Source organism: Chloroflexota bacterium (assembly GCA_014360905.1).
In the GTDB taxonomy this organism is placed as follows: Bacteria; Chloroflexota; Anaerolineae; order UBA2200; family UBA2200; genus JACIWX01.
This window is the reverse complement of record JACIWW010000008.1, coordinates 78,237-102,847: the sequence shown is the minus strand read 5'-3', so window position 1 is coordinate 102,847 and position 24,611 is coordinate 78,237. Positions and strand designations below refer to the sequence as shown.

Sequence of the window (24,611 nt, the reverse complement as noted above, 5' to 3'; positions counted from 1 at the left end):
GCCAGATCGGCCATAGGCGGTGCTCCTCCTGGTGCAGTTGTTTCCACAATTCTTTTACCACAGGAGCACCCCCTTTTGTCAAAATCGCCTGTACCACCTGGTAACGATCTGTTGGCGCAAGCGCACTATGTTTTTGACAGAGTGTATATTTTGGTGTAACATTATTTTGAACACTCAATAGCACAGGCAGTGGTGTCTTGCCTGGTCTATCGTTCTTCAACAGAGTAAGCGGGTCCACGAGTTACAGTCTCAGACGCATTTTCTACAGCAGGCGGATCCTATCTTGTGGCACAAGGAGGTGATGCAAGGGGAGAAAAATGAGTTTGTTGCAGAGCTGACTTTCTGAATCACGTTCAATAATTATTATAAAGAAAGGAGTGTTCAAATGGCTACTGCATCTGTTGAGAAGAAAAGCTGGGCTGATAGGCTGTCTGAGGCTATGGAGGCATTGGCGCCTCTGTTTGACCAACCCCACCTAGCCTCTGTGCGCGATGGATTGGCCGGGTTAATGCCTCTCTTAATTACTGGTGCGTTCAGCCTTTTGTTCCTGCAATTCCCCGTACAGTCCTGGCTGGATTACCTGGATGCGAACCCGGAATTAGCGGCAAAACTGTGGGTGCCGTTCAACATGGCCTACGGTTTGCTGTCTCTCTTTGCGTCGGTTACCATTGCTTACCACCTGGCGCGGCGCAAAGGTCTAGAGCCTCTAATGCCGTCTGCTCTATCGTTGCTAGCCTTCATTACTATTGCAAGCCCTATCCTGGGTGCCTGGGGTGAGCAGGGATTGCCCGGTACCTATTTCGACAACCAAGGTCTGTTCACGGCTATTATCGTCAGCCTGCTGACAGTGGAGATCTACAACTGGTTCGTCAAACGCAACCTGGTGATCAGAATGCCTGCTGGCGTGCCACCATCCATCACGGCTGCTTTCATCGCTCTGATCCCCACCATCGTCGTCTTTGCTCTGGCTTGGATTGTGCGCGTCGTGCTGGGGATTGATTTCGCCCATGGGGTGGTGGTTGCTCTGTCTAAGATCGTACCCGCTGCTTCCTCCTATGTTGCCGTCGCCATCGCCGAGACGCTGCATGGCTTCCTGTGGACATTGGGCATTCACGGCGATCTGACCATTGGCATTGTGCTTTCGCCCATCTGGACAAGCAACCTAGCGGATAACGCAGCAGCCTTAGCCGCGGGCAAGCCCTTGCCTTGGATCTACACGGATCTCTTCCGCAGCTACGTCGTGCCAGGTGGCTCTGGAGCCACGCTGCCATTGGCGATCTATTTGATCCGCTCCAAGTCCGCTCGTCTGCGCCGCGTGGGGTGGTTGGGCATCTGGCCCGGCATCTTCAACATCAATGAGCCTATCACGTTTGGCACGCCGGTTATCTTTAATCCCGTGATGGCCATTCCCTTCATCGTGATCACCTTCCTCAATGCCACCATCGCTTACGCGGCACATGTGCTTGGCCTGGTAAGAGCCACAGCTATCGCCGCGCCGTGGACGCTACCCTCGCCTATTCTGATGTATTTGGCAACAGGGTACGACATACGGGCCAGTATCCTGGTCATTATCACCGAATTCATCCTCCCAGGTATCATCTGGTACCCGTTCTTCCGCGCCTGGGAGCGTCAGGTGTTGGAGAAAGAGGGAGCCTGAGGCTGCTTTTTTCTTACAAATTCAGTAGTACAAGGGAGGGTGCTGAGCAGGCACCCTCCCTTGTTCCCAACCCATTAGGGGAGGCAACCAAATAGGTATATGAAACTCACAATCATTGGCACAGCGGGTGTGCGCACTCCGCTCATGCTACGGGGGATTTTGCGTCGCCAGAAAAAGCTGAATCTTACCGACCTGTATCTCATGGATGTCGATGCCGAGCACCTTGAATTGATCCGCATGGTCTGTGAGCCTGTACTGCACCAGGAAGAGGTTTCCTTCCACACGATATGGACGACAGATGCTCATGAGGCGATCGAGGGCGCTGATTATGTACTAACTACTTTTCGCGTAGGGGGCATCCGTTCCCGCGTGGCCGACGAAAGAATCCCTTTGCGTTACCATGTGCTCGGGCAAGAGACCACTGGTCCTGGTGGTTTTGCCATGGCTTTGCGCACTATCCCAGTTATTTTCCACTACGTGAAGCTAATGGAGGAATTGGCTCCCCGATCCTGGCTGATCAATTTCACCAATCCTTCTGGCTTAATCACCGAAGCAATCATCAACCATGCGGGATTCCAGAGAGTAGTTGGCATCTGCGATAATCCAGCTGCCATGCAGCGAGAAATAGCCAAGGCTCTGCAGGTATCACCGCAAGATCTTTTCTTAGAATATTTTGGACTCAACCACCTTGGCTGGGTCAAGGCTGCTTATGTTCAAGGGCGGGACACCTTGCCGGAACTCATCGCTATGCTGAGCCAAAGGGGCAAGGCTATTGCTCACTTGCCCTTTGACCCTCGTTTCATCGCCGCGTTGGGCATGATCCCCAACGAGTATTTATACTTCTATTACCACACTGAGGAGGCGGTCCAGCATATCTTGGCTGCTGGGAAAACGCGCGGAGAGCAAATCCAGGAGCTAAACGAATGGCTCTTTGCTGAGCTGAAGCGGCTTCGCGATGAGGGCAAAGAAGAACAATTGCAGGAAGCCTACATTTCGTATCTGGTGAAACGCGGTGAGACGTATATGGCCACAGAGACCGGCCACAAGCCATTTGCTAGGGAGATAGTGAAATCGGCGGTGGAAGAGGAAGGATATGAAGGAGTGGCCCTTGGCGTGATGGAGTGCCTGTCCGGTGCACAGCAGGGTGTTTCCATCCTGAACGTCCCGAACCGTGGTGCTATCGCTGGCATGAAGGAACAGGATGTCGTAGAAGTCACCTGCTATCTGGGCAAGTCCGTAGTGCGCCCCATCGCGATTGGCTCCATTCCCGACCATGCTCTAGGTCTGATGAAACAAGTAAAGGAGTACGAACGCCTCACTATTGAAGCTGCTCTCTCCCCTTCCTATCAATTAGCACTCCAGGCGTTGTCCTTGCACCCGCTGGTTCCTAGTTACGAAACTGCCAAGCGCATCTTGGACGATTATATTCAGGCGCATGCTGATCTTTTCCCGCCTTTGCATTGAGACAAAGCGTCTGTAATATTTACGAAACGATTGTATTCCAGATGCTGTCTATCTAAAAGTAGAGGAGAAAATTATGGCCTTATACAGGGTTCTGCTCGTGTGCGCAGCAGGGATGTCCTCCAGCCTATTGGAGGCAAGTACCATTGAAGCTGCTCAGCGACGCGGCCACCAATTAGAGATACACGCTATCCCTGTGCCAGAGGTAACCACCTATGATTTCCAGTCGCGTATGGTGGATATGGTATTGGTAGCTCCACAAGTAGTGTACAAGCGACGAGCCATTGCCCAGATGGCAGAACCGCTGGGCATTGTCGTCCAAAGCATTGACCCAATCACGTATGGCATGGTGGATGGGGAAAAGCTGTTCGAGCAAATCTGGCAAGCCGTGAAGAAATGAACATGGTGCGGGCATCAAGATAGGCCACCCATGAAAACTATAGAACTAAAAGCGAGGGGAGACAATGGACAAAATCAAGGTTCTCATGTTCTGTGCCATGGGCGCGTCATCCAGCCTTTTGGCAGCTCGTACCGAGGAAGCCGCTAAGGCCAAGGGGACTGATTTGGAGATGATACTGCTCTCCGCTGCCGAGGTAGCAGTCTATGACTTCGCAAACAAGCCTGTGGACGTGGTCCTCATCGCGCCACAGGTGCGCTTCAAAAAGCGCTCCATCACCCAAGCTGCAGCACCCCTTGGCATCCCTGTTGAAGACATCGAATCTGTGACCTATGGCATGATGGACGGGGAAAAGCTGTTCGAGCAAATCATGAACGCGCTACAACGGAAACAGCAAGCGTGAAGAGAGCAATTATCCTGGCTCAAGGAATAGGCAGCAAAGTCTGGCCATTTAACACGACACGTCCCAAGGCTGCTTTGCCCATTGGAGGAGCGCCATTACTGCGCCAGCAGATTCGTAGCCTCGTGGCTGAGGGCATTACCTCTATCGCTGTCGTAACGAACTCGCGCTTCGAGGCGCAACTTAGGCATCTTGTATCGGGCAAAGGCAAGCAACCTGTTGGCGCTGCGGGATTGGGATGTCCTGATGACGGGATGCCACAGCCTAACGTCGAGATCTTGGTTTTCGATCCACCACAGGGCACAGCTCCTGCTTTGCTTCAAGCATTGAAAAGCATAGAAGACGAGCAGGTCCTTGTTCTATATGGCGATGTACTCTTGGATCCAGCAACTTTACCCAGGCTGATTTCTGCCTATAAAGAAGGCCAGGACACCACCCTCGCCTTGGCTGCACCGCTGCACAGGTTGGAAAACCAAACCATATACTTAGCTGTACGCGTGCGAGAGGGCTTGGTGGAGGAGGTGATTGCTCATCCTCGTCATAGCATTACCCACCGGCTAGCTGGGGCTTTTATTCTCCACCGCAAAGTCGTCCTACCTTACTTAGAAGCCCACCCGGGCTACGTAACTGCTATTCCCTCTGGCGGCATGCCTCCTCAAAATGAAGCCGACCTAGCACAGACCATCCAGATGATGGTCGAGGATGGCCTTCCCGTGCGAGTGGTCGAACCTGCTGCCTTTGCTCTGGATATAGATAGACCTTGGGACATCCTTGCCGCCAATTACATCTGGCTTGGATTCTTGAGCCAATCCTTATCCGCTGATGTCATTCACCCATCCGCACGCATTTCTGAAAAGGCAGAGATAAAAGGGCATCTGTTACTGGGCGAGAATGCCGTCATTGGTCCGGGAACGGTGATCGAGGGAAACGCTTGGATTGACCAAGACGCTATGGTCACCAATGGGGCGATCATCGGATCAAACACCTATGTTGGTCCGCACACTCAAGTAAAGGATTACGCGCTGATAGGCGAACATACCAGTATAGGCCCGCGCTGCAAAATCGGCTTTTGCGCTGAAATCCACGGCGTTTTGTTGGGGCGCAGTACGATCATGCACCAATGCGAGCTATGGGGAGTATTGGGTGAAGCGGTGGACATTGGTGCAGGCACGGTGTTCGGTACGCTGCGCTTTGACGATCAGCCCCAGCCGCACAAGGTGAAAAGTCGTTGGGAGACTCCACCCTATGCTTCCTGTGCCTCGTTCATTGGCGACTTTTGCCGCACTGGGGTGAGTACGATTTTCATGCCTGGCTCCAAAGTGGGGGCTTATTCGGCCATTGGTCCTGGTGTGGTCGTCAGTGGGGATATCCCTGAAAACAGCCTGCTCCTGCTCAAGCAAGAAGTGGAACGCAAGGAGTGGGGGCCTGAGAAATACGGGTGGTAAAAGGGGAAGCACATGGGACTGAGAGGGATACTGCTTTGTAGTCAAGGAATGCTGTTCGTGCTACTGCCAGGCTATGTCCTTCTCTTCATCCTGAGGCGTATGCCCACGGTGGACAGGACGCTGATTTGGTGGGGTGCTGGTGGCTTGTTGCTAGCTCTCCTACCAATAAACTTTTTCACCAGCCTGGCGCGTCAATTCCTGGCTGCCTCTGGTGGGACCGCCCGTACTGTAACCCAGCTTATCATCATGGCCTTGTTGGCAGGTTTCTTTGTTGAAGCAATGAAGTATCTTGTGCTAAAATACAAGCGAGTAAGTGGGCAAGTACTTGTGCCCTCTGGCATAGCATTGGGACTTGGCGTGGGCCTGATTACCCGGATTTTTCTTGGTTTTGCCTTTATTGGAGTTGGCTTGCGTTTGCTATTTGGCGATACCTCTACTGCCTTGTTGGCAGAGACTGCAGCCCGTTCCCTGCCTGACCTAGGGCTGGCTGCCATTGCCTCGTTAGCAGATCGGTTGTCCCTGCTGCTCTTCAATGCTTGCCTGGGAGCAGTAGTGGGCTACGCCCTCCTAGAGAAGAAGCTGCACCTGTTGTTTTATGCCATGCTGATCCACGCGGGCATTGAGCTGGGTTACAACGCTATCACCGTTGGATTTGCCGGATGGGGACAGCTTCCCACACTGCTCACCCTGGCTTTCGAGGGCGCGTTAATTGCAGTGGGATGGTGGTGGCTGAGAGGACAATTGCCAGCGCCGATACGAGCGGGTAAACGCAAAAAGCGCACAAATAAGCCAAGAATCGAGCAACAAGACTGAGATATTTGCATTCAAAATCAAGGGAGGATGGATAAAGAATGGAGCAACAACCCCCTGCAGTGATTATCGCACAAGACGGCAAGGAAATGATCTATATTCCCGCAGGCGAGTTCTTCAAGGGCGAAGAGAAAAAACCCGTTTACGTCGAGGCTTTTTACATAGACAAATACCCCGTGACCAACGCGGAGTACAAACGATTCGTGGATGCCACCGGTTATCCCCCACCTTTGCACTGGCGGCGCGGCAACATCCCCGAAGGCAAGGAAAACCACCCCGTTGTGCAAGTCAATTGGGACGATGCAGCCGCCTATGCCAAATGGGCTGGCAAGAGATTACCCACCGAAGAGGAGTGGGAAAAGGCAGCGCGGGGTACGGATGGACGGATTTATCCATGGGGCGATGAATGGGACAAATCCCGCGCTAACACGTGCGAAACGCGCATCTTTGATACGACACCGGTAGGAAAATTCTCGCCCCAGGGTGACAGCCCCTACGGTGTGGCCGATATGGCTGGGAATGTCTGGGAATGGACATTTGGACCCGGCGGACGTGTCCTTCAACCCATGCGTGGTGGTTCTTGGGATACCACGCATGATAATGCCCGTTGCTTCTCACGACTGCCTTATACGCCTCGCCGCCGTAACGATTACACTAGCTTCCGCTGCGTCATCAGCGCCAGCGAAGTGTCCGCTATCAGCATTAGCCAGAGGCAGACTACGCTGTCAGAGTCATCCTGATCGCGGTAGATTCATGCCAGTTTGGCACGAGCATCTACTACACCATGAAATCACAGGGCTATCACTCTTGGGAGGAATACATGTCTGAGCAAACGTGCGGGACCGATTGGGAACAAACTCTGTGTACCCTTATTCTCTATGGGGGTGATGCACGCTGCGCTGCCAAAGAGGCAGCCGACTATGCCGCCGAAAACGATTGGAAGCAGGCAGAGGAGGCTTTGAAAAGGGCGAATGAAGCGCAACTGGCAGCGCACAAGATGCAAGCAGAAATACTACACCGTGAAGCACGCGGAGAACAGATTCCCTTTTCTATCCTGCTGGTACATGCACTGGACCTGCTGCTCTTGGCTTGGGCAGAGATTGATTATGCCGAGCAATTCATCAAACTGCACAAGCGTATTGCCGAATTAGAAAGGAGATCAAGAGATGATCCGCGTCCATAAGATTACGGTCATTGGCGGGGGTAGCACCTATACTCCGGAGTTCGTGGATGGATTTATCCAGCGCCGTGAGCAACTCAGCGTAGGGGAAATCGCCCTATATGACATCAATGCTGAGCGGCTAGAGTTGGTGGGCGGTCTAGTCAGACGCATGATTGCCCATGCCGGCCTGGAAACAGCAGTCGTTACGTACACCAACCGCCCTGCTGCCATCGAAGGCGCCGATTTCGTCATCTCCCAAATCCGAGTCGGTGGCGTGGATGCCCGTATCCGCGACGAGAAGATTCCTTTGCAGTATAACGTCATCGGTCAGGAAACAACGGGGCCAGGCGGCTTCATGAAAGCCATGCGTACGATTCCCGTTACTTTGGACATTGCGCGCGATGTGGAAAATCACGCGCCCAATGCCTGGTATCTCAATTTTACCAATCCTTCTGGTATCATCACCGAAGCCCTGCTCACGCATACCCCGCTTAAGGTCGTGGGGCTGTGCAACAACCCCATTAATGCCATTATGGCGGTTGCCGAATATGCGGGAGTTTCTGCTGATGAAGTTTTCCTGGACTGGGTGGGACTGAATCACTTGGCCTGGATTCGCCAGGCATGGGTCAGAGGACGGCTATTACATGTTGAAGATTTTGTACAACTGGCCAGCAAACATGGACACTTCCCCTTTGAGCCTGATTTAATCCGTCTCCTGGGCATGTTGCCCATCGGCTACTTGGCCTATTACTACTATCACGACGAGGCAGTGAGGGAGGCAAAGAGCGCAGGGAAAACGCGTGGGGAAGTAGTCAAAGAAGTAGAAAGCGAACTATTGAAGATGTATGCCGATCCCAGCCTGGTGGTCAAGCCACCGGAATTGATGAAGCGTGGGGGGGCTTATTACTCGGAAATGGCCGTGCGCTTGATAACCTCCTTGCTCACCGATCGGCGGGACGTGCAAATTGTGATCACCCGCAATAACGGTTGCATCCTTGACTTGCCCTCCTCGGCTTCGATCGAAGTGCCCTGTATTGTGGGAGCGCATGGGCTGAGTCCGATTCGTGTTGGTCACCTTCCAGAGGTCATTCGGCCGTTGGTACAAGCCGTGAAAGCCTACGAGCAATATGCGGTCGAAGCTGGCGTTACCGGGTCACGAGAGGTAGCGCTCAAAGCCTTGCTCACGCATCCACTGATACCATCTTATCCCGTAGCAAAGGCGATGCTGGCGGAATTGCTGGAGGCCAATAGAGATTATCTACCGCAGTTCTTCGGTGCAAAGATATGATCCCCATCACCCGTTGTCTTTTCACCGCGAACTCTTAATGGGTCGGAGAGGGAGCCAATGGTTAAGCGAATTCTCGATGCTAATGCCAGTGATTTTCGTGCTATGAGCAAGGCAGAGTTACTGGAGAGCATCCGACTAGCTGAAGGACGCACCGTGTGTGCAGAGGTAGTCTGCACTACACTGCCGCTGATAGATGGCGTGACCAATGCCGAGGTAGCCGCAGCATGTGGCGCGGATTTGATTACGCTCAATGTCTACGATGTACTTCATCCTCTGGTAATGGGCTACCCCAAAGGGCAATTGCCTGCATTACCGGGCATCCCTATACTGCCCAAATTGCCCGTTGGCATCGGAGTAACGATCCACGAAGTGAAGGCACTCGTAGGAAGACCGGTTGGCATTAACCTGGAACCTGTGCCAGCAGATAGGGTCAGCGAAGACTATCAAGGGCGGATAGCCACAGTGGACAATGCCCGCCAGGCAGTTGAGTTAGGGGCCGACTACCTAGTGCTGACTGGGAATCCAGGTTCAGGCGTCTCCACGGAAACGATTGAGCAAGCGACAGCCAAGATTGCCCAAGCTATTGGCGAGCGCATCATTATCATTGCGGGGAAAATGCATGGCGCGGGGTTAGGAGCAGCGGGCATCGTCTCTGCAGAAGCAGTGGAGCGGTTTGCCGCAGCCGGAGCAGACGTCATTCTTGTACCTGCTCCTGGGACCACGCCAGGAGCAACACCAGAGATGATCAAAGCGCTGGTAGACCTGGCTCATAGCTTGGGCAAACTAGCCATGACAGCGATGGGCACTTCTCAGGAGGGGAGCGACGAGGATACGGTACGACGCATCGCCTTGCTGAGCAAGATGACTGGAGCAGACATTTTGCATATCGGCGATGCAGGTTACAGTGGCATGGCTCTCCCAGAAAATATCCTCGCCTTCTCGTTCACCATCCGTGGCCGTCGCCATACCTATCGCCGCATGGCTGCATCCATCAACCGATGATTTTGGGCACCTAGCTGCCTATTTGGTTCATCGTATTGCTTTGACCGTGGTTCATAGGGTCCATTAGTTTTTGGAAAGGGGCTCACAGATGACCTCTGTGAACTATTTCATCCCAGACACGGAGGCCAACGCTTTATCCCACGTCGTCGCCGCCTACGTTGGAGCGTATACCGAAACAAATGATTTGGTCATTGATCCATTCTGCCAATCGCCAACAATCGTAATGGAAACTCACTCACTGGGGCGCCGTGTGATTGCGGTTACTTTCAACCCGCTGGATGCTTTGCGTACCCGCCTGGCTCTGACGCCTCCGCCTACACGCGAACTCATTGCTGCTGTTACGCGCCTGGGCGATTGGCTCAAAGCTGGGGTGCCCTTGCGGGAGCATTTAAGTCGCCTCTACCGTATCCCCTGCCCACAATGTAGTAAGGAGATCATAGCTGACTACTTCATTTGGGAACGTGGTCAGGATATTCCTAAGCGGGTCAGTTATCGCTGTGCTGCCTGTGGAGACGCTGGCTTACGTGACTGCGATGAAAGCGACGCGCGGGTCTTGCGCGAAATACAGCCACGGGGGTTGCATTACTGGTATATGCTGGACCGTGTGGCCAGGCGTGAGGGCAGCGGCAGGAAATTCGCTATTAGCCTGCTGGAATTGTACACACCGCGTAACCTCTACGTCCTCTCCAACCTGGTGCTCAAAATAGATGATCTGTTCTCTGGCACGGTGGTACACGATTTCTTGCGGCTTGCCTTATTGCATTGTCTAGAACTCGGTAGCAAATTGAACACTGTGCCTGGTGAACCTGCCGCTCCTCATACACCACATCTCCATCCGCCCACTCGTTTCGTGGAGTGGAACATCTGGCAAATATTCGAAGACACAGCCCGACGATTAGCTCAGCAGCAACCAGTATCAACGGTACCATTGGCAGCCAGTGTAAAAGATGTCGTCATGCTTCCTCACACCGCCGAAGCAAGAGAGTCTACTCCTGCAGTCAGGGCATTTGTAGGACGCATGCCCGTCAGACAATTAGTACCAGAACTTCCGGCAGGCAGTGTCAACCTGATACTGACCCTACCGCCTCAAATTGGTCGCACATATTGGGCATTGCCTTATCTATGGACAGGGTGGCTTTATGGACACGTTGAATCATCCTTGCTCTGGCCATTGGTCAGACGGCGCAGTTCAGATTGGCCTTGGTATCTAAGAGTCATAGGTGCTATATTCTCCACCTTGCAAAAGACGTTGGATGCTGACGGACACATCGTTTTTTTGGGGCAGAACAAAGGATTGGCTTATCACGAGACATTGGCCTTAGCTGCGTCCAGGGCAAATCTGCGCCTGGAGAGTGCTTTGTATCACCCTCGAGAGCCAGAAGCCGCTACAAAGCCTTTTGCTGGCTTGCGCGGGGATTATCGCTTCACTTGGACACCTGGAGCCTCCTTGCCACTATGGCCAATGTCTAGCGAGGAGCTTACGGCAAGACTGCGTCAGATCGCCGTAGCGGCAGCGGAGGAAGTGCTGCAACAGCGCGGTGAACCTGCGCCTTTTGCACGCCTCCACTGCCATATCTGGCAAACGTTGGCGCAACGCGGGGTTCTGCAGCGAGTTATGTCAATAAAAGAGCCGATATCGCCGTTGGACTGGGTGCGGGATCAAATCAAGGCAGCATTACAGGAGGAAATAGATCGTACCTTGGTGCAGTTATGGGAGGAAGGGGAAGAGGATGAATGCTTGTGGTGGCTAAAGCAAGCACCAGATATCCCTCCTCTCACAGAGAGAGTAGAACAAGCCACATACGAGATTCTGACATCCGTTGCCAGCATCGAGCTTACTGAGTTCATGCGGGCAATCTATCAGTGCTTTCCCGGCGTGTTGACCCCGGATGCAGAATGGGTGATGGCTTGTTTAAAGTCATACGGGCAACAAATAGCGGCAGGGCATTGGGCTTTGAAAGATACGGATCACCTAGAACAACGCGTTGAAGCCCGAGAGAGGATATTGCACACTCTAGCAGATTTGGGTAAGCGTTGGGGCTACAAGGTGGAATTCGGGACTCAGGGGGTAAATATATGGTGGGTCCAGCCAGAAAGAACCATATTGGCTTTTGTAGTGCTGGATTCAGCAGCGCTTCATCCCCTATTTGGGGTGCCTGTTACGGATGAGTTCGCCAAGGCGCGTAAATTGGTTATTTTTCCAGAGGCACGCCTGGATTTGCTCCGCCTTAAACTCGCACGCTCCATGACATTGCGCAAGCAATTGGCCGCTCAAGGATGGCAGTTTATCCAGGATGTCGCCCTACGACAATGGGCCAGCCAAGCGGATATTGCTCTAGCAGGTCTAGATTCCCTGGTGAGTTTGGATCCACTCGCGATACAGAATCGCACTCAGCTTTCATTTATGTAAAATTGCTCTTGTTTTTATCTCCGGTACCCCCTATGCGGCGTAAATCGCTCACATGCGCAATAAGAATATGGCCTCTTGTGTTTGCACGCTGCCATATTGTATGTTATGATCCTTCCGTTTTGCACAACCTCTGAGCAAGAAAGGGTGTACTCAGCGTGGCTGCTTCGGATCAATATTCTGCTGTCGCCACACTTGTGCTGACACGTGAAAACATTCCACACAATATCGTCAAGCTAGCACTGCCAGCAGTAACGGAAAACCTACTGGTGACCATGGTCTACCTAGCCGATACGTTGCTTGTTGGCAGGCTGAAAGATCCTGCAGCACTAGCCGCTGTGAGCCTGGGTGGGCTATTTCTGAACATAGCTACGCAGTTGTTCTCTGCTATCTCCATTACAGCTACAACCCTTGTTGCCCACGCCTGGGGTGGTGCCCATTATGAGCAGGCCAAGCGAGTTGCCGCACGCGCTATTCTCTTTGCCATTTTATTTGCAGCGGGAACTATTGCGGTGCTGTGGCCTTCCGCAAGTGCGATACTTGCGCTTATGGGGGCCAGTACGCGCGCAATCGCCATGGGTAGCGCGTACATGCGCATTATCCTTGTGGCATCGTTGCTCGGTTTTCCCATGTTGGTGCTGAATGGGATCATGCGCGGCTCTGGTGACACGAAAACGCCCATGATGATCACCTTGGTAATGAATGTCTGGCACGTGTTGCTGGCAACGGTATTGGTCTTTGGACTAGGGCCTTTTCCCGCATTTGGGCTACGTGGCGCAGCTTTGGCTACCGCATCTGCTCAGCTATTGGGTGGTTCCTTGGCTCTGTTTCTAGTTATAAACGGGAAGAGATTCCTGAAACTTCGTTGTCGCGATATACTGCAGTGGGATGGACAACTGATTGGACAAATGTTGAGCCTTAGCCTGCCTACTGCTGGTGAGTCCCTCGTCATGCGCTTGGGCTTTATCCTTTTTATGCGTATTGTCTCAGCACTTGGAGAGATCCCACTGGCTGCACATCAGATTGCAGTCAACATAGAATCTTTGTCCTTCATGCCTGGGTTTGGATTGGGCATTGCCAGCACTACGCTCGTTGGTCAGTCTCTAGGAGCAAGGAAACCAGAGTTAGCTGAGGAAAGCATACGCAGCACCATGCGCGTTAGCATTGCTGTGATGGGGGCGCTAGGCGTTATTTTCGCCCTGTTTGGTTCAAACCTCGCGGCTATCTTTGGTAGCACGCCCGAAGTCCTATCCCTTGCCGGAGATGCCGTACGAATTGGAGCGCTGGAACAATTGCCCATTGCTGTCTTGATGGTGATCGCTGGCAGTCTGCGTGGTGCTGGGGACATGAGGACACCCATGCTCGCCACCCTGGTAGGCACTCTCTTCTTCCGTGTGCCAATCGTCTACCTTTTTGCCATTGTGTTTGGTTGGGGTCTGAATGGAGTCTGGCTGGGTACGGCTGTGGATTGGACAGCCAGAGCTGCCTTAATCTATTTCCTGTTCCGCAGAGGAGACTGGAAAAGACTTCGATTATGAAAAAGGGGATGAGAAAATTCTCATCCCCTTTCGATTGCTTCAGCGCGCCTAACGAATTGCCTTCTCCGTATTGGGGTCAAAGAAGTGAACCTTGGCCATGTTGAAGACGGCATCAATCGTTTGCCCTACCCGGGCTGAGGTGCGGGGATCAAAGCGGCCGATGAAAAACTTGGAGTCGGAGAGCAGATACACAAAGACCTCGCTACCCATCAGCTCAGTCACATCTACCTTTGCCGTGACTGTTTCTGCAGTGATACCCGGTGGAGCATAGTAGCGGTCGTGGATGTCCTCTGGCCGGATTCCGAAAATTACCTGCTTGCCGAGATAATCCCGTAAGGCTAGAGACTTGTCAGCTGGCACCCGAACTCTGAAACCCGGGCCTTCAGCGTACATCTCCTCCACAGTGCCACTGAGCCTGGTCTCGAAAAAGTTCATCGCTGGGCTGCCAATGAAGCCAGCGACGAACATATTGCCAGGATAGTCGTATAGGTTCTGGGGAGTATCTACTTGCTGCAATATGCCATCCTTCATGACAGCAATGCGCGTGCCCATGGTCATTGCTTCGGTTTGGTCATGAGTCACGTAAATGAAAGTGGCTTGCAAACGCTGGTGGAGCTTGGAAATCTCAGCGCGGGTTTGTACTCGGAGTTTGGCATCCAAGTTGGATAGGGGCTCATCCATCAAAAAGACCTGCGGCTCACGGACAATAGCACGCCCAAGGGCTACGCGCTGGCGCTGGCCGCCGGATAATTGCCGAGGCTTGCGGTCAAGTAGCCCTTGAATGCCCAATATTTCCGCGGCTTCTTTAACTCTCCGGTCAATTTCCTGTTTGGGCATCTTGCGCAGCTTTAAACCAAAGGCCATGTTATCGTACACGCTCATGTGCGGATAGAGAGCGTAGCTTTGGAAAACCATGGCAATATCACGATCCTTGGGTGCAATATCATTGACCACCCGGTCGCCAATCTTGATAATCCCGCTGGTGACCTCCTCAAGGCCGGCCAAAAGACGCAGCGCAGTAGTCTTACCACATCCAGATGGTCCTACCAGAACCAAAAACTCCTTATCAGGGATATCCAGCGTCATGTCGTTAACTGCAATGACATCGCCGAAACGCTTGGTGACATGATCATATGTCACGCTAGCCATTTCAATTCCTCCAAATGTAATGTTAAAAGTGGGAAATACTATGCAATTTGCAAGGAACAGGACTGTTCGGTCATCCACAAGGATGGGCATAAGGCCAAAACCGCTTCCTTACGAATTGCGAAAGGTCATACTGTCTGAATCAGTTGTTGCCAGATCGCCTCCTTTTTGTTCTCTTTAGTGCTCAAACAGGTAAAAAAACCGTAATTCTTCTGTGCGCTGAAAATGCTATAGCAGATGTGTCACTATCATAGTAAAAAACCCGAGTTTTGTCCAATGAGCATGTTCTTCAGGTGATTGCAAATATTGTTGCTCGAGTTTGAGAGATGACAAGCAGCCAGACAGCACATAGCCTGTCATTGTATCGCTACTCGGCTCTTTTTTATCCATTCGCATCCCCCTAGCAACAGCCAACGCATCTGCTTGATTGTGCACATGCAATTTGAACAATCGCCATGTTCATGCTATACTTAACCTGACCGATAAACGATGTAGGAGGAAAGCGCGTGCGACCTGATGGGCGAGCCAATGACCAACTGCGACCAGTAGAGTTTATTCCTCATTATCTGGATCACAACCCGGCTTCTGTACTGGTGCGCATGGGCAAGACCTGGGTATTGTGCGCGGCCTCTGTGGCTGACGAAATCCCGCTTTGGTTGAAAGACCAGGCCCAAGGGTGGGTGACTGCTGAATATGGCCTGTTACCTGCATCTACCCACACGCGGACACCACGTGAAGCCAGTACAGGAAGCGTCAGAGGACGGACACAGGAAATCCAACGGATGATTGGCCGCTCCCTACGGGCAGCGCTAGACCTGCGCAAGTTGGGCCAGCGCACCATTACGATAGACTGTGATGTAATCCAAGCAGATGGAGGCACCCGCACGGCTGCAGTGACCGGGGGTTACGTAGCGCTAGCGCTTGCAGTGAACCAACTCGTGCAATCGGGTGCAGTGCACCGCAGTGTGTGGCGTGCTCCAGTGGCAGCAGTAAGTATAGGCGTAGTACAGGGCGAACCCGTGCTCGATCTGTGCTATGAGGAGGATTCACAAGCGGAAGTAGATTTTAACGTTGTCATGACCGCACGTGGTCAATTCGTCGAGATACAGGGGACCGCAGAAGGGCAACCCTTTGATCGAGCAGTGATGGACATACTGTTGAACCTAGCTGAAAAGGGCATCAAAGAGCTCTTGATGGCACAGAAGCAGGCTCTGGCCAGTTAGCAGGCATTATGCCAAACATAGGAGACAAGAAATGCGTTGCCTTCTAGAGCCCAGGCCTGCTATTGTGTTTCCATCTGCTGTTATGTAGACCAGAAGAATAGAACAGGGAATGAACTATGAACCGTGAAGATGCATGGAAACTGTTGACCGAATTCACCCAAAATCAAAGCCTAATTAAGCACGCCCTAGCGGTAGAAGCAGCGATGAGGGCGTACGCCCGCAAATTAGGCGAAGATGAAGAAAAATGGGGCGTTGTTGGGCTGATCCACGACTTTGACTATGAAAAATTCCCCACAATGCCTCCCCATGCTGCCGAAGGAGCCAGGATCCTACGTGAACGGGGCTGGCCAGAGGAGATCGCACGCGCTATAGAATCTCACGCAGACTACCTTGGCATTGAGCGCAGGACCATTATGGAGAAAGCGCTGTATGCAGTAGACGAACTGACCGGCTTGATTACGGCTGTGGCCCTGGTGCGCCCAACGAAGGATATCCGAGACATCACCGAAATCAAATCCATCAAGAGCAAATTTAAGGACAAGGCTTTTGCCGCTGGTGTGAGCCGTGAAGACATCCTACGTGGTGCAGAAGCACTCGGGGTAGACCTATGGGGAGAGCACGTGCCATTGGTGCTGGAGGCGATGAAAGGCATTGCAGAAGAACTGGGCTTGGCAGGTCAGGGGAATCGTTGAAAGGATAAAAAACTCATGGCATCACCTGCTGCTGGCAGGTTTTGCCCTTCTCACCTTCTTAGCAACAGCGTGGTTGCTATTGCCCTGGCAGAGCGGGAATGAACCAACAGCCTTTTTCCCTTCAGCTACAGCAACGATCACTCGAGTGAGCGTAGAGCGGAAGCCTACGCCAACCTCCTTCATTCCCACTGCTACGCCTGAGCCAGTGATCCACGTAGTGCAACCAGGTGAAGTGCTGGGATTGATTGCCAAGGAATACGATACTACCATCGAGGCCATTGTGGAAGCCAACGGCCTAAAAGATACCCACCTGATCGCCGTTGGTCAAAAGCTCATCATTGCGGGTGCGAAGCGCACCCCGGTGCGTTCAGAAGTCTTCACGCCCACGCCGACCCCCACACCGACATCTGCGCTTCCCTATCCCGCCCCCATCTCACTCGGTCCGTCTGAAGGCGCCGAGTTCCACGGCCGCGAAGCACGTATTGTCCTGCAGTGGGCTTCCGTTGCTACGCTAAAGGATGGCGAATGGTACGAGGTCAAAATATGGTCAGAGGATGCCGATAACCCATACCGGTCCTGGACCAAAGCTTCGAGTTTGGTTGTACCCATCTCCCTATCCTCTGGTCACAGGAGAATGCGCTATTGCTGGAGCGTAGGCATCGTATACCGCAGCCGTAGCATCATTCCGCTAAGTCCTGTGCAAGCTCCCAGATGCTTTTATTGGTATCTGTGGTAAAAAGTGAAATCCCCCTGCTCAGTCAGGGGGATTTCACTAGTGGATAATGCTCTCGCTTGCAGCAAATTTGAACTAGCATCGCCTCAGGGTAGCCGGTACAGGCCCTATTGATAGCTCTGCCACTTGCTCTCCAGATCAGGGCTTTGTAGAGTTTCTATAATATACTCTGCAAATTCGGCTCCAGTTGCCCCGCCTGGCCTACCGGTAACCTGGATTTTCCGCTCGAACTGGCCGCAGATATCCAGCGCCATATCCAATTGCCGTGCCTTCTCCACGAACCCAATGTGGTTGAGCAACATTGCTGCCGCTTTAATGATGCTGGATGGGTCGGCATACTGTGCCCGGCCTTCCTCTACCATGCGTGGAGCCGTGCCATGGATGGCCTCGAACATGGCATAGCGCTTGCCAATATTCGCACTGCCCGCTGTACCAACGCCACCCTGAATCTGCGCCGCCTCGTCGGTGATGATATCTCCGTAGAGGTTGGGCAACACGATGACACGGAACTCGGAGCGGCGGCTGGGATCCAGTAGCTTGGCAGTCATGATGTCAATGAACCAATCATCCCACTCGATGCCAGGATAGTCCTTAGCCACCTCGGCGGCAATGTTGAGGAACTTCCCATCAGTGGTTTTCACCACGTTAGCCTTTGTTACCACGGTCACTTTCTTGATATTGTTCTTCTTGGCATACTCGAAAGCCAACCGAATGATGCGATCCGAGCCCTGGGTGGTGATCACCTTGAAATCAATCGCCAAGTCATCGGTGACGTTAATGCCCTTGCTCCCCAATACATAGACATCCTCAGTGTTTTCTCGGAAGAACATCCAGTCTATACCCTGGTCCGGAACACGCACCGGACGGACGTTGGCAAACAGATCCAACTCACGACGCATGGCGACATTGGCACTTTCGATATTCGGCCAGGGGTCACCTTTCTTGGGTGTGGTCGTCGGGCCCTTTAAGATGACATGGCACGCTTTGAGCTGCGCCAATACGTCATCTGGAATGGCTTGCATTAGCCTGGCTCGGTTCTCAATGGTCAATCCCTCGATGGGCCGCAGTTCGACCTTGCCACTCTTGATCTCATCCTGAAGCAAGAATTCCAGGATGCGGTGAGCATGTTGGCAGATGATCGGCCCAATGCCATCACCACCTGCTATGCCGATGATAATGGGTTTCACTTTGGAATAGTCCAGCCAGTCCTCGGCTGCCTTCATGCGTTCGACGCGTTCCAGTTGTTCCACCAAAAGCTTGCCGAAGTGCTCTTTGGCTCTTTCAATTGCCTCTGCTTTTTCCAATGCGATGTTTGCCATACTTATTTCACCTCCTCAGGTTTGTCAGGCATTAGATACAAGATTTCGTCCCATGGCTGTCGGTACAGCCTGGTTTTTAACCGTTTTTGATCCATCACATGACCCATCAGCCCGATGCTTCTGCCCAGCACAAAGAGGGCATTCAGAGCACCAAGCGCAACGAATTCTTTCACTTCCTTCGGCGTGTAGCCAATACTTCTCAACATATCGCAACACAGGATGCCGATACAGCCATCTACGTTTAGGATCAGGTTTTCTCGCTTAGCCGTCGTTAGTTTCTCCACCTCCAGTGCATAATCCAGGTAAGGTGTCATGGGGAAATGCTTTCGTGCGTAATCCTTCAGTAGCTCGACGCGCTTGTCCGGGTTTCTCACCGATTTGATGCGGTGCCCAATGCCAGGGATGTTGATGCCTTTGTTTTTCATGTCTCTGACCATGAAATCAGGAGTGTGCCCCGCATCATGGTAGAACGTGAAATACTCTGCGGCATCGTTCACTGCTCCGCCAAAGAGTGGCCCAATTGTGAGCAATCCACTGGCCAGTGCAGAGATGAGATCCTTGCCTGCGCGTGCCGCGACAATGGCATTGTGCGCACCGGATACAGCCGGACCATGATCCGCAGTGATCAATACAACCATCTCCAGGAAGTTCGTGGCCCATTTAGGAAGCTTTTTCTTGAACCAAAGCAGCCCAAGAACGCCTCCTAGGCCATAGTTCTGTTCCACAACCTCACTGATGGTCACCCCGCAGTACTTTGGCTCTTCACCTCGGTCATCGGAGATGGTAGTCATGAATTCAGTGGGACGTCTGACCAGTTTGAGACGGACGGCATCGGCATAGTCCATGGGCACTTTCTGTGGCTCAACGTCAGGTCTGGGTACCAACTTGCCTTCTTTGACCAAGCGCTCGTAGGTTTCTTTGATCTTGGCATCGAAATCATCAAAAGAATCTGGAACGATGGCCCCTGCTTCCCGTAAAGCCTTGTTCTTGGCATCAGCTGTCTCTCGATCTGCCCCAGCACGGGCTCCTGCATGGCCAAACTGCACTTCGGTGGGAAAGATTTTGGAGCAAGTCCCAATACACCATGCGACTAGCGGCTTGGTGATGCGTCCATCTTTGAGCGCTTCGACTACGTCATATTCATCCAAGCCACCGACTTCCCCAAACATGACCATCATCTTGATCTCTGGATTGGCTTCGAAACGCAGGAGGTGATCGATAAATGTAGAGCCAGGATATCGGTCGCCACCGATGGCAATGCCTTCGTACACACCATCGGAATTGCGTGCAACAATGTTATTGAGCTCGTTGGACAGCCCTCCCGATTTGGAGACATAGGCCACGCTACCGGGCCGATGCAAGCGGGCCTCGATGATGTTCTCGATCGTTCCTGCTGTGTTGCCAATACGAAATGCACCTGCAGCAATCCCGCCCACGGTCGCAGGACCAATGATCCACTTATTACGCTGTTTTGCAATGTGGATTAATTCCTTTGTCCGGTGCTCTGGCACGCCCTCCGCGATGATAGCTACTGTGCGTATCGTATCGCTTTCCAGTGCTTCTTTGGAAGTAGGGTAAGCGGAGCGGAATGACGCAAAATTCACTAGTACATCCGCATCAGGATGCTTTTCTGCTGCTTCCTTGATTGAGCGATAGATGGGAATGAGTATCTCTGAAGCGCCCCAGAAGCATTTGTGGTATCCCTCTTGGGTGGGATCTACAATACAGGCCACGGAGGGCGTGGTTCGCCGGCAAACGTAATCGAAATCGAGCATGCGCTGAATGGGGGCCGCTTGATACCCATACACAATAGCCCTGGTGTTCTTGTCGAATAAAATGTAGTCAGGTCGTTTTTCTGCCATGTGTCACCACCTATTTCTTGTCTTCCCCAGCGGACTTTTCAGATGAGCCTAGGGCAAGGTTCACAATGCGGGTCATATGCATCTCGGGACCATACACTTCAATAGGCACACCGAGTTCTCGGCCCAACTCCTTCATCAGACGCAGACCCTCCTGGTAATTTGGCCCTCCACGACGCACGAAAATGTGCACATTCGTCTCCTGGAGTTTTTGCTTATATTCTTTCAGAGCCATAGTGATGCCAGTAAAGGTCTTGGCCACATCGGTGAAGTTGGCAATGCCACCGCCGATCAGCAGGAATTTGGGCCTACCCTGAGGATCCTTTTCACGGGTCATCAAATCCAGGATTGTTTTGGCATACTCGTAGGTCTCACTGGTCGAAGGGTTGCCACTATACTCCCCATAGTTGGCCAGTTCCTGCCCATAGCCAAGGTCAACGATGGTATCGGTGTAAATGACGCTCGCTCCACCGCCTGCGACCATTGTCCAAACTCTGCCTTTGGGATTGAGTATCGTCAGTTTGAGCGAAGCGCCGCTTTTCTCGTCCATCTCTTTGATATACTCTTCTTCTTTGGTTAACCTACGTCCGAAGGGCGCAGGAAAGGTGATGTACCCCCACTTATCCCCGCATTCGAAGAGAGCGGTATCATCGAGTCTGGCTACGAGATCCAGCGGGACAATAGTGTGATCGGAAACTACAAAGGGATTGATCTCCAGGAAGGCATAGGCAAGGTCCCGATAAAACTTGAATAACCCCCGGACAAAATCAGCGAAGAGTTTTCTCTTATCTACTGGGGTATCCGCCGGGAGCCTGGATTCGATATCGAGCTGATTGATATCCTCCGCAACCCCCACGTGAATCTCGACCACTGTATCCCATACTTCCTCGATATCCACGCCTCCGTGATTGGAGAAGTAAATGGTGTCGCCATCGCGATCGCTTTTGATGGCAACGTAATACTCGCCTTCGTGCGGCACGTATGGTTCGATGAGGAAATGGGTCAGTTTGTCGGTGACCTTGCCGATGGTCGTTTCCTTATTCATTCGCTCGGCAATCCATTGCCTTGCTTCCTCATACGTATCCGCAACCTTGATCAAGCCATGCTTGCCCCGCTTGCCAAAGAGCTGATCGGGCTTGACGACCAGTTTCTCCCGAGTCAACCACGGATGTGCTTGTGGCAGGGTATCGAGATTGGTGTCTGGCCCAACAAGCACAACCTGGCCAGGATAGGCAGGCAATTGGCCAAAGTAGGTTGACCAGTGTGCGGCTAGCATCCTTTTACCGTCAAATTCTCGAATGCCTCTCTGTGCCATAATCTCCTCATCCTTGTTAAAGTTTATGCTTATTTCTTCCCCATTAGCGCTAGCGTGCCTCCAGCGAGGATCGCCGCCTTCTGACGTTCGGAAAGATTGTAGCCTACCTCAAACTCGATGCCTTTGGTCTTGTTCCGTACGAACAGCGCCCCTCCAGTTTCAAGTGCTCTGCGAATATTCGGGATTTCGATCTCATCGCCCTGTTCGATGCGGTCATAGTCACTTTCCTCCTTGAATGTGAGCGGAACAATCCCAAAATTGATGAGATTGTCGGTGTGAATCCTCTCCAGGGACTTGGCAATCACCGCTTTAACACCCAGATACATCGGACAAAGCGCGGCGTGTTCTCGCGACGACCCCTGGCCATAACTCACACCGGCAACAATCACGTTTTGTTTCCCAAAGGCCTGAATTTGCTTCGCACGCTCGTAAAATTTGGGATCAACGGGAGCAAAGACGAACTCAGAGTACTTGGGCACGTTCGAGCGGTATTTCATCTTATCGCCAGCAGGGATAATATGATCCGTGGTGATCTTATCGCCCACTTTGATTGTAACCACGCCCTCGATGGTCTCGGGCAGGGGCGTGCTGGCAGGTGGCTCACCAATGTTCGGACCGCGGAAGATTTTGACTTCCTCTGGGTGTTCCGAGGGCATAATGAACATGCTGTCGTCAATATAGAAACGCTTGGGCATCTCGATACGAGGGTATTCGATGCCCATTTTCTCCAGGTCACGGGGATCGGTGAGTTTGCCAGTGATGACTGCAGCGGCCGCAGTCTCGGGGCTGGTAAGGTATACCTGTGCATCCTTCGTGCCAGAGCGCCCCTCAAAGTTCCTGTTGCTGGTCCGTATGGATACCGCAGCAGTGGCAGGCGCCTGGCTGTTGCCAATGCAAAAGCCGCAAGCAGACTCAGACAGCCTAACTCCTGCGGCTAGCAGGTCAGACAATCCGCTATCGCGGGCAATGTTCTGCAGCACCTGTCGCGAGCCAGGAGCGAGCACAAAGCTGACGTTAGGATGAACCCTCTGATTCTTCAAAATGCGGGCCACGGTCATGAGATCTTTGTAAGATGAGTTGGTGCAACTGCCAATACATACCTGATCTACTGGCAAGCCCTCTAGCTCTCGGACCGTCTTGATATTCCCCGGGCTATGCGGATATGCCACGAGCGGCACAAGCTCATCGAGATTAATATCAACGACTCTATCGTAAGTCGCGTCTGGGTCAGGTAGGATTTCCACCCAATCCTGGGCTCTATCCTGTGCCTCGAGAAAAGATTTCGTAACTTCATCGCTTGGGAAAATGGAAGTGGTCACGCCGCATTCCGCGCCCATGTTCGTGATGGTAGCGCGGTCAGGAACGGACAACGTCTTGATGCCATCTCCACCGTATTCGAACACGTAACCAACGTTGCCTTTAGTAGTGAAGATTTCCAGCACTTTGAGGATAATGTCCTTTGCGGAAACCCATGGCGGCAGTTTGCCGTGCAAATTGATGCGGATCACACGCGGGCAAGTCAGATAGAATGGACCGCCGGCCATAGCCACCGCGACGTCAAGGCCACCTGCGCCGATGCCAATCATGCCCACACCACCAGCCGTTGGCGTGTGAGAATCAGAACCGAGCAGCGTCTTGCCTGGTTTGGCAAAGCGTTCCAAATGAACCTGATGGCAGATACCGTTCCCTGCTCGCGAGAAAATGATGCCGTATTTCGCTGCCACGGTCTGCAGGTACTTGTGGTCATCGGCGTTCTCAAAACCAATCTGGATAGTATTGTGGTCCACATAACTGACTGACAATTCCGTCCTGACTCGTGGTACCCCCATGGCCTCAAACTGCAAATAAGCCATTGTGCCAGTAGCATCTTGGGTCAGTGTCTGGTCAATCCTAATGCCAATCTCCTTGCCAGGTTCCCACTTTCCCTCGACGATGTGTGGCTCCAGAATTTTCTGAACAACGTTCTTGCCCATAGTGCCTCCTTAAAAGGATTAGATTATGTATCCTCAGGCAACAAAAAAGCCTGCAAGTACTGTTTCCAGCCACCTGAGGCTTCTTGAATTTCTGCCGACACGGGAGAAAAGCGCCTTAAGCGCATCCCCGTGTGCCACACTGCACAGAACCAGCCTCGGTATCCAGCGGTAATTAACCTACTCAACACATTTGTTGAGACATTATAAAGCAGCGGGGATTTTTGTCAAAATAGCAATGGGGGGCAAGACCTTCCCAGTGGTAAGGACTCGCTGTTGAACCTATACTAGCCAGGGGGATATCATGCTCCTTTGTATTTTTGTCTCGTGTTTCCCGCTTCGGTGCTTCAGAAAAAGGCAATCGGCAGCAGTAGCATCGCTGCTATGCTGACTGCCAAATAGGTAAATGTTCCCAAAGAGCGTGAAAATTTGTCCACCTGTGGGATTAAGGCTGCTACTAGATCTTCCTCGAGCAAGGAAAAGAGCACTTCAATCCAGTGCTGCTTTCATCTTATGCAGTCCCATACCGTTGTTGTAGACGATAGCCCCAGGCAACCAGTTGGCTACCAAGCCAGGTCAGTGCTCGCCAATGGAAGTGGCGATCCATGGCGAGCCTGACCAAGGCCTGTCGCACCAGCCGCTCCTTCTCTGCTTCGCGCAAAGCATCCTTATAGCGCTCCTGTTGTACCAACACATCCTTCCAGCTTAGCATTTTCACACCTCCTTTATGCTAGCATTGTGATGCGCGCTTGGACAGCAGGCGCGCTTGTGATCATGCGGTTGATTG

At 52.5% G+C, this 24,611-nt stretch carries 21 protein-coding genes; 15 read left to right on the top strand and 6 right to left on the bottom strand.

Annotation, left to right across the window (positions count from 1 at the left end; genetic code table 11):
- Positions 1-385 precede the first annotated feature (385 nt).
- From H5T67_05400 to H5T67_05345, 12 genes are all read left to right on the top strand, one after another.
- Positions 386-1,657 (top strand): PTS sugar transporter subunit IIC, encoded by a 1,272-nt coding sequence (locus tag H5T67_05400; GenBank protein ID MBC7244752.1) that lies wholly within the window; start codon positions 386-388, stop codon positions 1,655-1,657.
- Between the two features lie 99 nt (positions 1,658-1,756).
- Entirely contained in the window at positions 1,757-3,121 is a 1,365-nt protein-coding gene (locus H5T67_05395; GenBank protein ID MBC7244751.1) for a 6-phospho-beta-glucosidase, read from the top strand.
- A gap of 73 nt (positions 3,122-3,194) precedes the next feature.
- Positions 3,195-3,518: a PTS sugar transporter subunit IIB gene (locus H5T67_05390; GenBank protein MBC7244750.1), complete on the top strand. Its 324-nt coding sequence runs from the start codon at positions 3,195-3,197 to the stop codon at positions 3,516-3,518.
- Positions 3,519-3,582: 64 nt separating this feature from the next.
- Positions 3,583-3,918, top strand: a complete 336-nt coding sequence (locus tag H5T67_05385) for a PTS sugar transporter subunit IIB (GenBank protein MBC7244749.1) — start codon at positions 3,583-3,585, stop codon at positions 3,916-3,918.
- Positions 3,915-5,360: an NTP transferase domain-containing protein gene (locus H5T67_05380; protein ID MBC7244748.1), complete on the top strand. Its 1,446-nt coding sequence runs from the start codon at positions 3,915-3,917 to the stop codon at positions 5,358-5,360. The genes H5T67_05385 and H5T67_05380 overlap by 4 nt, the downstream gene beginning before the upstream one ends.
- 12 nt (positions 5,361-5,372) lie before the next feature.
- A complete protein-coding gene (locus H5T67_05375; GenBank protein MBC7244747.1) occupies positions 5,373-6,173 on the top strand; it encodes a hypothetical protein in 801 nt (266 codons plus the stop codon).
- Positions 6,174-6,211: 38 nt separating this feature from the next.
- On the top strand, positions 6,212-6,910 hold the full coding sequence (locus H5T67_05370) for a formylglycine-generating enzyme family protein (protein ID MBC7244746.1): 699 nt from the start codon (positions 6,212-6,214) through the stop codon (positions 6,908-6,910).
- 80 nt (positions 6,911-6,990) lie between these two features.
- Positions 6,991-7,353, top strand: coding sequence for a PTS lactose/cellobiose transporter subunit IIA (locus tag H5T67_05365; GenBank protein ID MBC7244745.1), 363 nt, complete (start codon positions 6,991-6,993; stop codon positions 7,351-7,353).
- Positions 7,337-8,620 (top strand): 6-phospho-beta-glucosidase, encoded by a 1,284-nt coding sequence (locus H5T67_05360; protein MBC7244744.1) that lies wholly within the window; start codon positions 7,337-7,339, stop codon positions 8,618-8,620. Before H5T67_05365 ends, H5T67_05360 begins: the two co-directional genes overlap by 17 nt.
- Positions 8,621-8,677: 57 nt before the next feature.
- A complete protein-coding gene (locus H5T67_05355; protein ID MBC7244743.1) occupies positions 8,678-9,622 on the top strand; it encodes a haloacid dehalogenase-like hydrolase in 945 nt (314 codons plus the stop codon).
- Positions 9,623-9,710: 88 nt separating this feature from the next.
- A complete protein-coding gene (locus H5T67_05350; GenBank protein ID MBC7244742.1) occupies positions 9,711-12,032 on the top strand; it encodes a hypothetical protein in 2,322 nt (773 codons plus the stop codon).
- A gap of 155 nt (positions 12,033-12,187) precedes the next feature.
- Entirely contained in the window at positions 12,188-13,567 is a 1,380-nt protein-coding gene (locus H5T67_05345) for an MATE family efflux transporter (GenBank protein MBC7244741.1), read from the top strand.
- A 48-nt stretch (positions 13,568-13,615) separates the two neighbouring features.
- On the opposite strand, the gene H5T67_05340 is transcribed toward H5T67_05345, so the two are convergent.
- Entirely contained in the window at positions 13,616-14,716 is a 1,101-nt protein-coding gene (locus tag H5T67_05340; GenBank protein ID MBC7244740.1) for an ABC transporter ATP-binding protein, read from the bottom strand.
- A 503-nt stretch (positions 14,717-15,219) separates the two neighbouring features.
- Here H5T67_05340 and rph point away from each other — a divergent pair.
- The 3 genes from rph (at position 15,220) to H5T67_05325 (ending at position 17,364) form a co-directional block, all read left to right on the top strand.
- Positions 15,220-15,936: a ribonuclease PH gene (rph, locus tag H5T67_05335; GenBank protein ID MBC7244739.1), complete on the top strand. Its 717-nt coding sequence runs from the start codon at positions 15,220-15,222 to the stop codon at positions 15,934-15,936.
- 116 nt (positions 15,937-16,052) lie between these two features.
- Positions 16,053-16,628 carry an HDIG domain-containing protein gene (locus H5T67_05330; protein MBC7244738.1) on the top strand — a complete coding sequence of 192 codons (576 nt, stop codon included), beginning with the start codon at positions 16,053-16,055 and terminating at the stop codon, positions 16,626-16,628.
- Complete coding sequence (locus tag H5T67_05325; protein MBC7244737.1) at positions 16,588-17,364, top strand: LysM peptidoglycan-binding domain-containing protein; 777 nt, start codon at positions 16,588-16,590, stop codon at positions 17,362-17,364. Before H5T67_05330 ends, H5T67_05325 begins: the two co-directional genes overlap by 41 nt.
- A gap of 104 nt (positions 17,365-17,468) precedes the next feature.
- Here H5T67_05325 and H5T67_05320 read toward each other — a convergent pair whose 3' ends face one another.
- The 5 genes from H5T67_05320 to H5T67_05300 all read right to left on the bottom strand — a co-directional run bounded on the left by H5T67_05320 (position 17,469) and on the right by H5T67_05300 (position 24,536).
- On the bottom strand, positions 17,469-18,584 hold the full coding sequence (locus H5T67_05320; GenBank protein MBC7244736.1) for an isocitrate/isopropylmalate dehydrogenase family protein: 1,116 nt from the start codon (positions 18,582-18,584) through the stop codon (positions 17,469-17,471).
- A 98-nt stretch (positions 18,585-18,682) separates the two neighbouring features.
- Complete coding sequence (locus H5T67_05315) at positions 18,683-20,542, bottom strand: ATP citrate synthase (GenBank protein ID MBC7244735.1); 1,860 nt, start codon at positions 20,540-20,542, stop codon at positions 18,683-18,685.
- 10 nt (positions 20,543-20,552) lie between these two features.
- Positions 20,553-21,854: an ATPase gene (locus H5T67_05310; GenBank protein ID MBC7244734.1), complete on the bottom strand. Its 1,302-nt coding sequence runs from the start codon at positions 21,852-21,854 to the stop codon at positions 20,553-20,555.
- Between the two features lie 29 nt (positions 21,855-21,883).
- Positions 21,884-23,827: an aconitate hydratase gene (locus H5T67_05305; protein MBC7244733.1), complete on the bottom strand. Its 1,944-nt coding sequence runs from the start codon at positions 23,825-23,827 to the stop codon at positions 21,884-21,886.
- A gap of 508 nt (positions 23,828-24,335) precedes the next feature.
- Positions 24,336-24,536 (bottom strand): hypothetical protein, encoded by a 201-nt coding sequence (locus H5T67_05300; protein ID MBC7244732.1) that lies wholly within the window; start codon positions 24,534-24,536, stop codon positions 24,336-24,338.
- Positions 24,537-24,611 lie beyond the last annotated feature (75 nt).

Coding starts and splice junctions, on each gene's coding strand:
- H5T67_05400 (MBC7244752.1), top strand. CDS start 386: ATGGCTACTGCATCTGTTGAGAAGAAAAGCTGGGCTGATAGGCTGTCT.
- H5T67_05395 (MBC7244751.1), top strand. CDS start 1,757: ATGAAACTCACAATCATTGGCACAGCGGGTGTGCGCACTCCGCTCATG.
- H5T67_05390 (MBC7244750.1), top strand. CDS start 3,195: ATGGCCTTATACAGGGTTCTGCTCGTGTGCGCAGCAGGGATGTCCTCC.
- H5T67_05385 (MBC7244749.1), top strand. CDS start 3,583: ATGGACAAAATCAAGGTTCTCATGTTCTGTGCCATGGGCGCGTCATCC.
- H5T67_05375 (MBC7244747.1), top strand. CDS start 5,373: ATGGGACTGAGAGGGATACTGCTTTGTAGTCAAGGAATGCTGTTCGTG.
- H5T67_05370 (MBC7244746.1), top strand. CDS start 6,212: ATGGAGCAACAACCCCCTGCAGTGATTATCGCACAAGACGGCAAGGAA.
- H5T67_05365 (MBC7244745.1), top strand. CDS start 6,991: ATGTCTGAGCAAACGTGCGGGACCGATTGGGAACAAACTCTGTGTACC.
- H5T67_05360 (MBC7244744.1), top strand. CDS start 7,337: ATGATCCGCGTCCATAAGATTACGGTCATTGGCGGGGGTAGCACCTAT.
- H5T67_05355 (MBC7244743.1), top strand. CDS start 8,678: ATGGTTAAGCGAATTCTCGATGCTAATGCCAGTGATTTTCGTGCTATG.
- H5T67_05350 (MBC7244742.1), top strand. CDS start 9,711: ATGACCTCTGTGAACTATTTCATCCCAGACACGGAGGCCAACGCTTTA.
- H5T67_05340 (MBC7244740.1), bottom strand. CDS start 14,716: ATGGCTAGCGTGACATATGATCATGTCACCAAGCGTTTCGGCGATGTC.
- H5T67_05330 (MBC7244738.1), top strand. CDS start 16,053: ATGAACCGTGAAGATGCATGGAAACTGTTGACCGAATTCACCCAAAAT.
- H5T67_05320 (MBC7244736.1), bottom strand. CDS start 18,584: ATGAAGGCAGCCGAGGACTGGCTGGACTATTCCAAAGTGAAACCCATT.
- H5T67_05315 (MBC7244735.1), bottom strand. CDS start 20,542: ATGGCAGAAAAACGACCTGACTACATTTTATTCGACAAGAACACCAGG.
- H5T67_05310 (MBC7244734.1), bottom strand. CDS start 21,854: ATGGCACAGAGAGGCATTCGAGAATTTGACGGTAAAAGGATGCTAGCC.
- H5T67_05305 (MBC7244733.1), bottom strand. CDS start 23,827: ATGGGCAAGAACGTTGTTCAGAAAATTCTGGAGCCACACATCGTCGAG.
- H5T67_05300 (MBC7244732.1), bottom strand. CDS start 24,536: ATGCTAAGCTGGAAGGATGTGTTGGTACAACAGGAGCGCTATAAGGAT.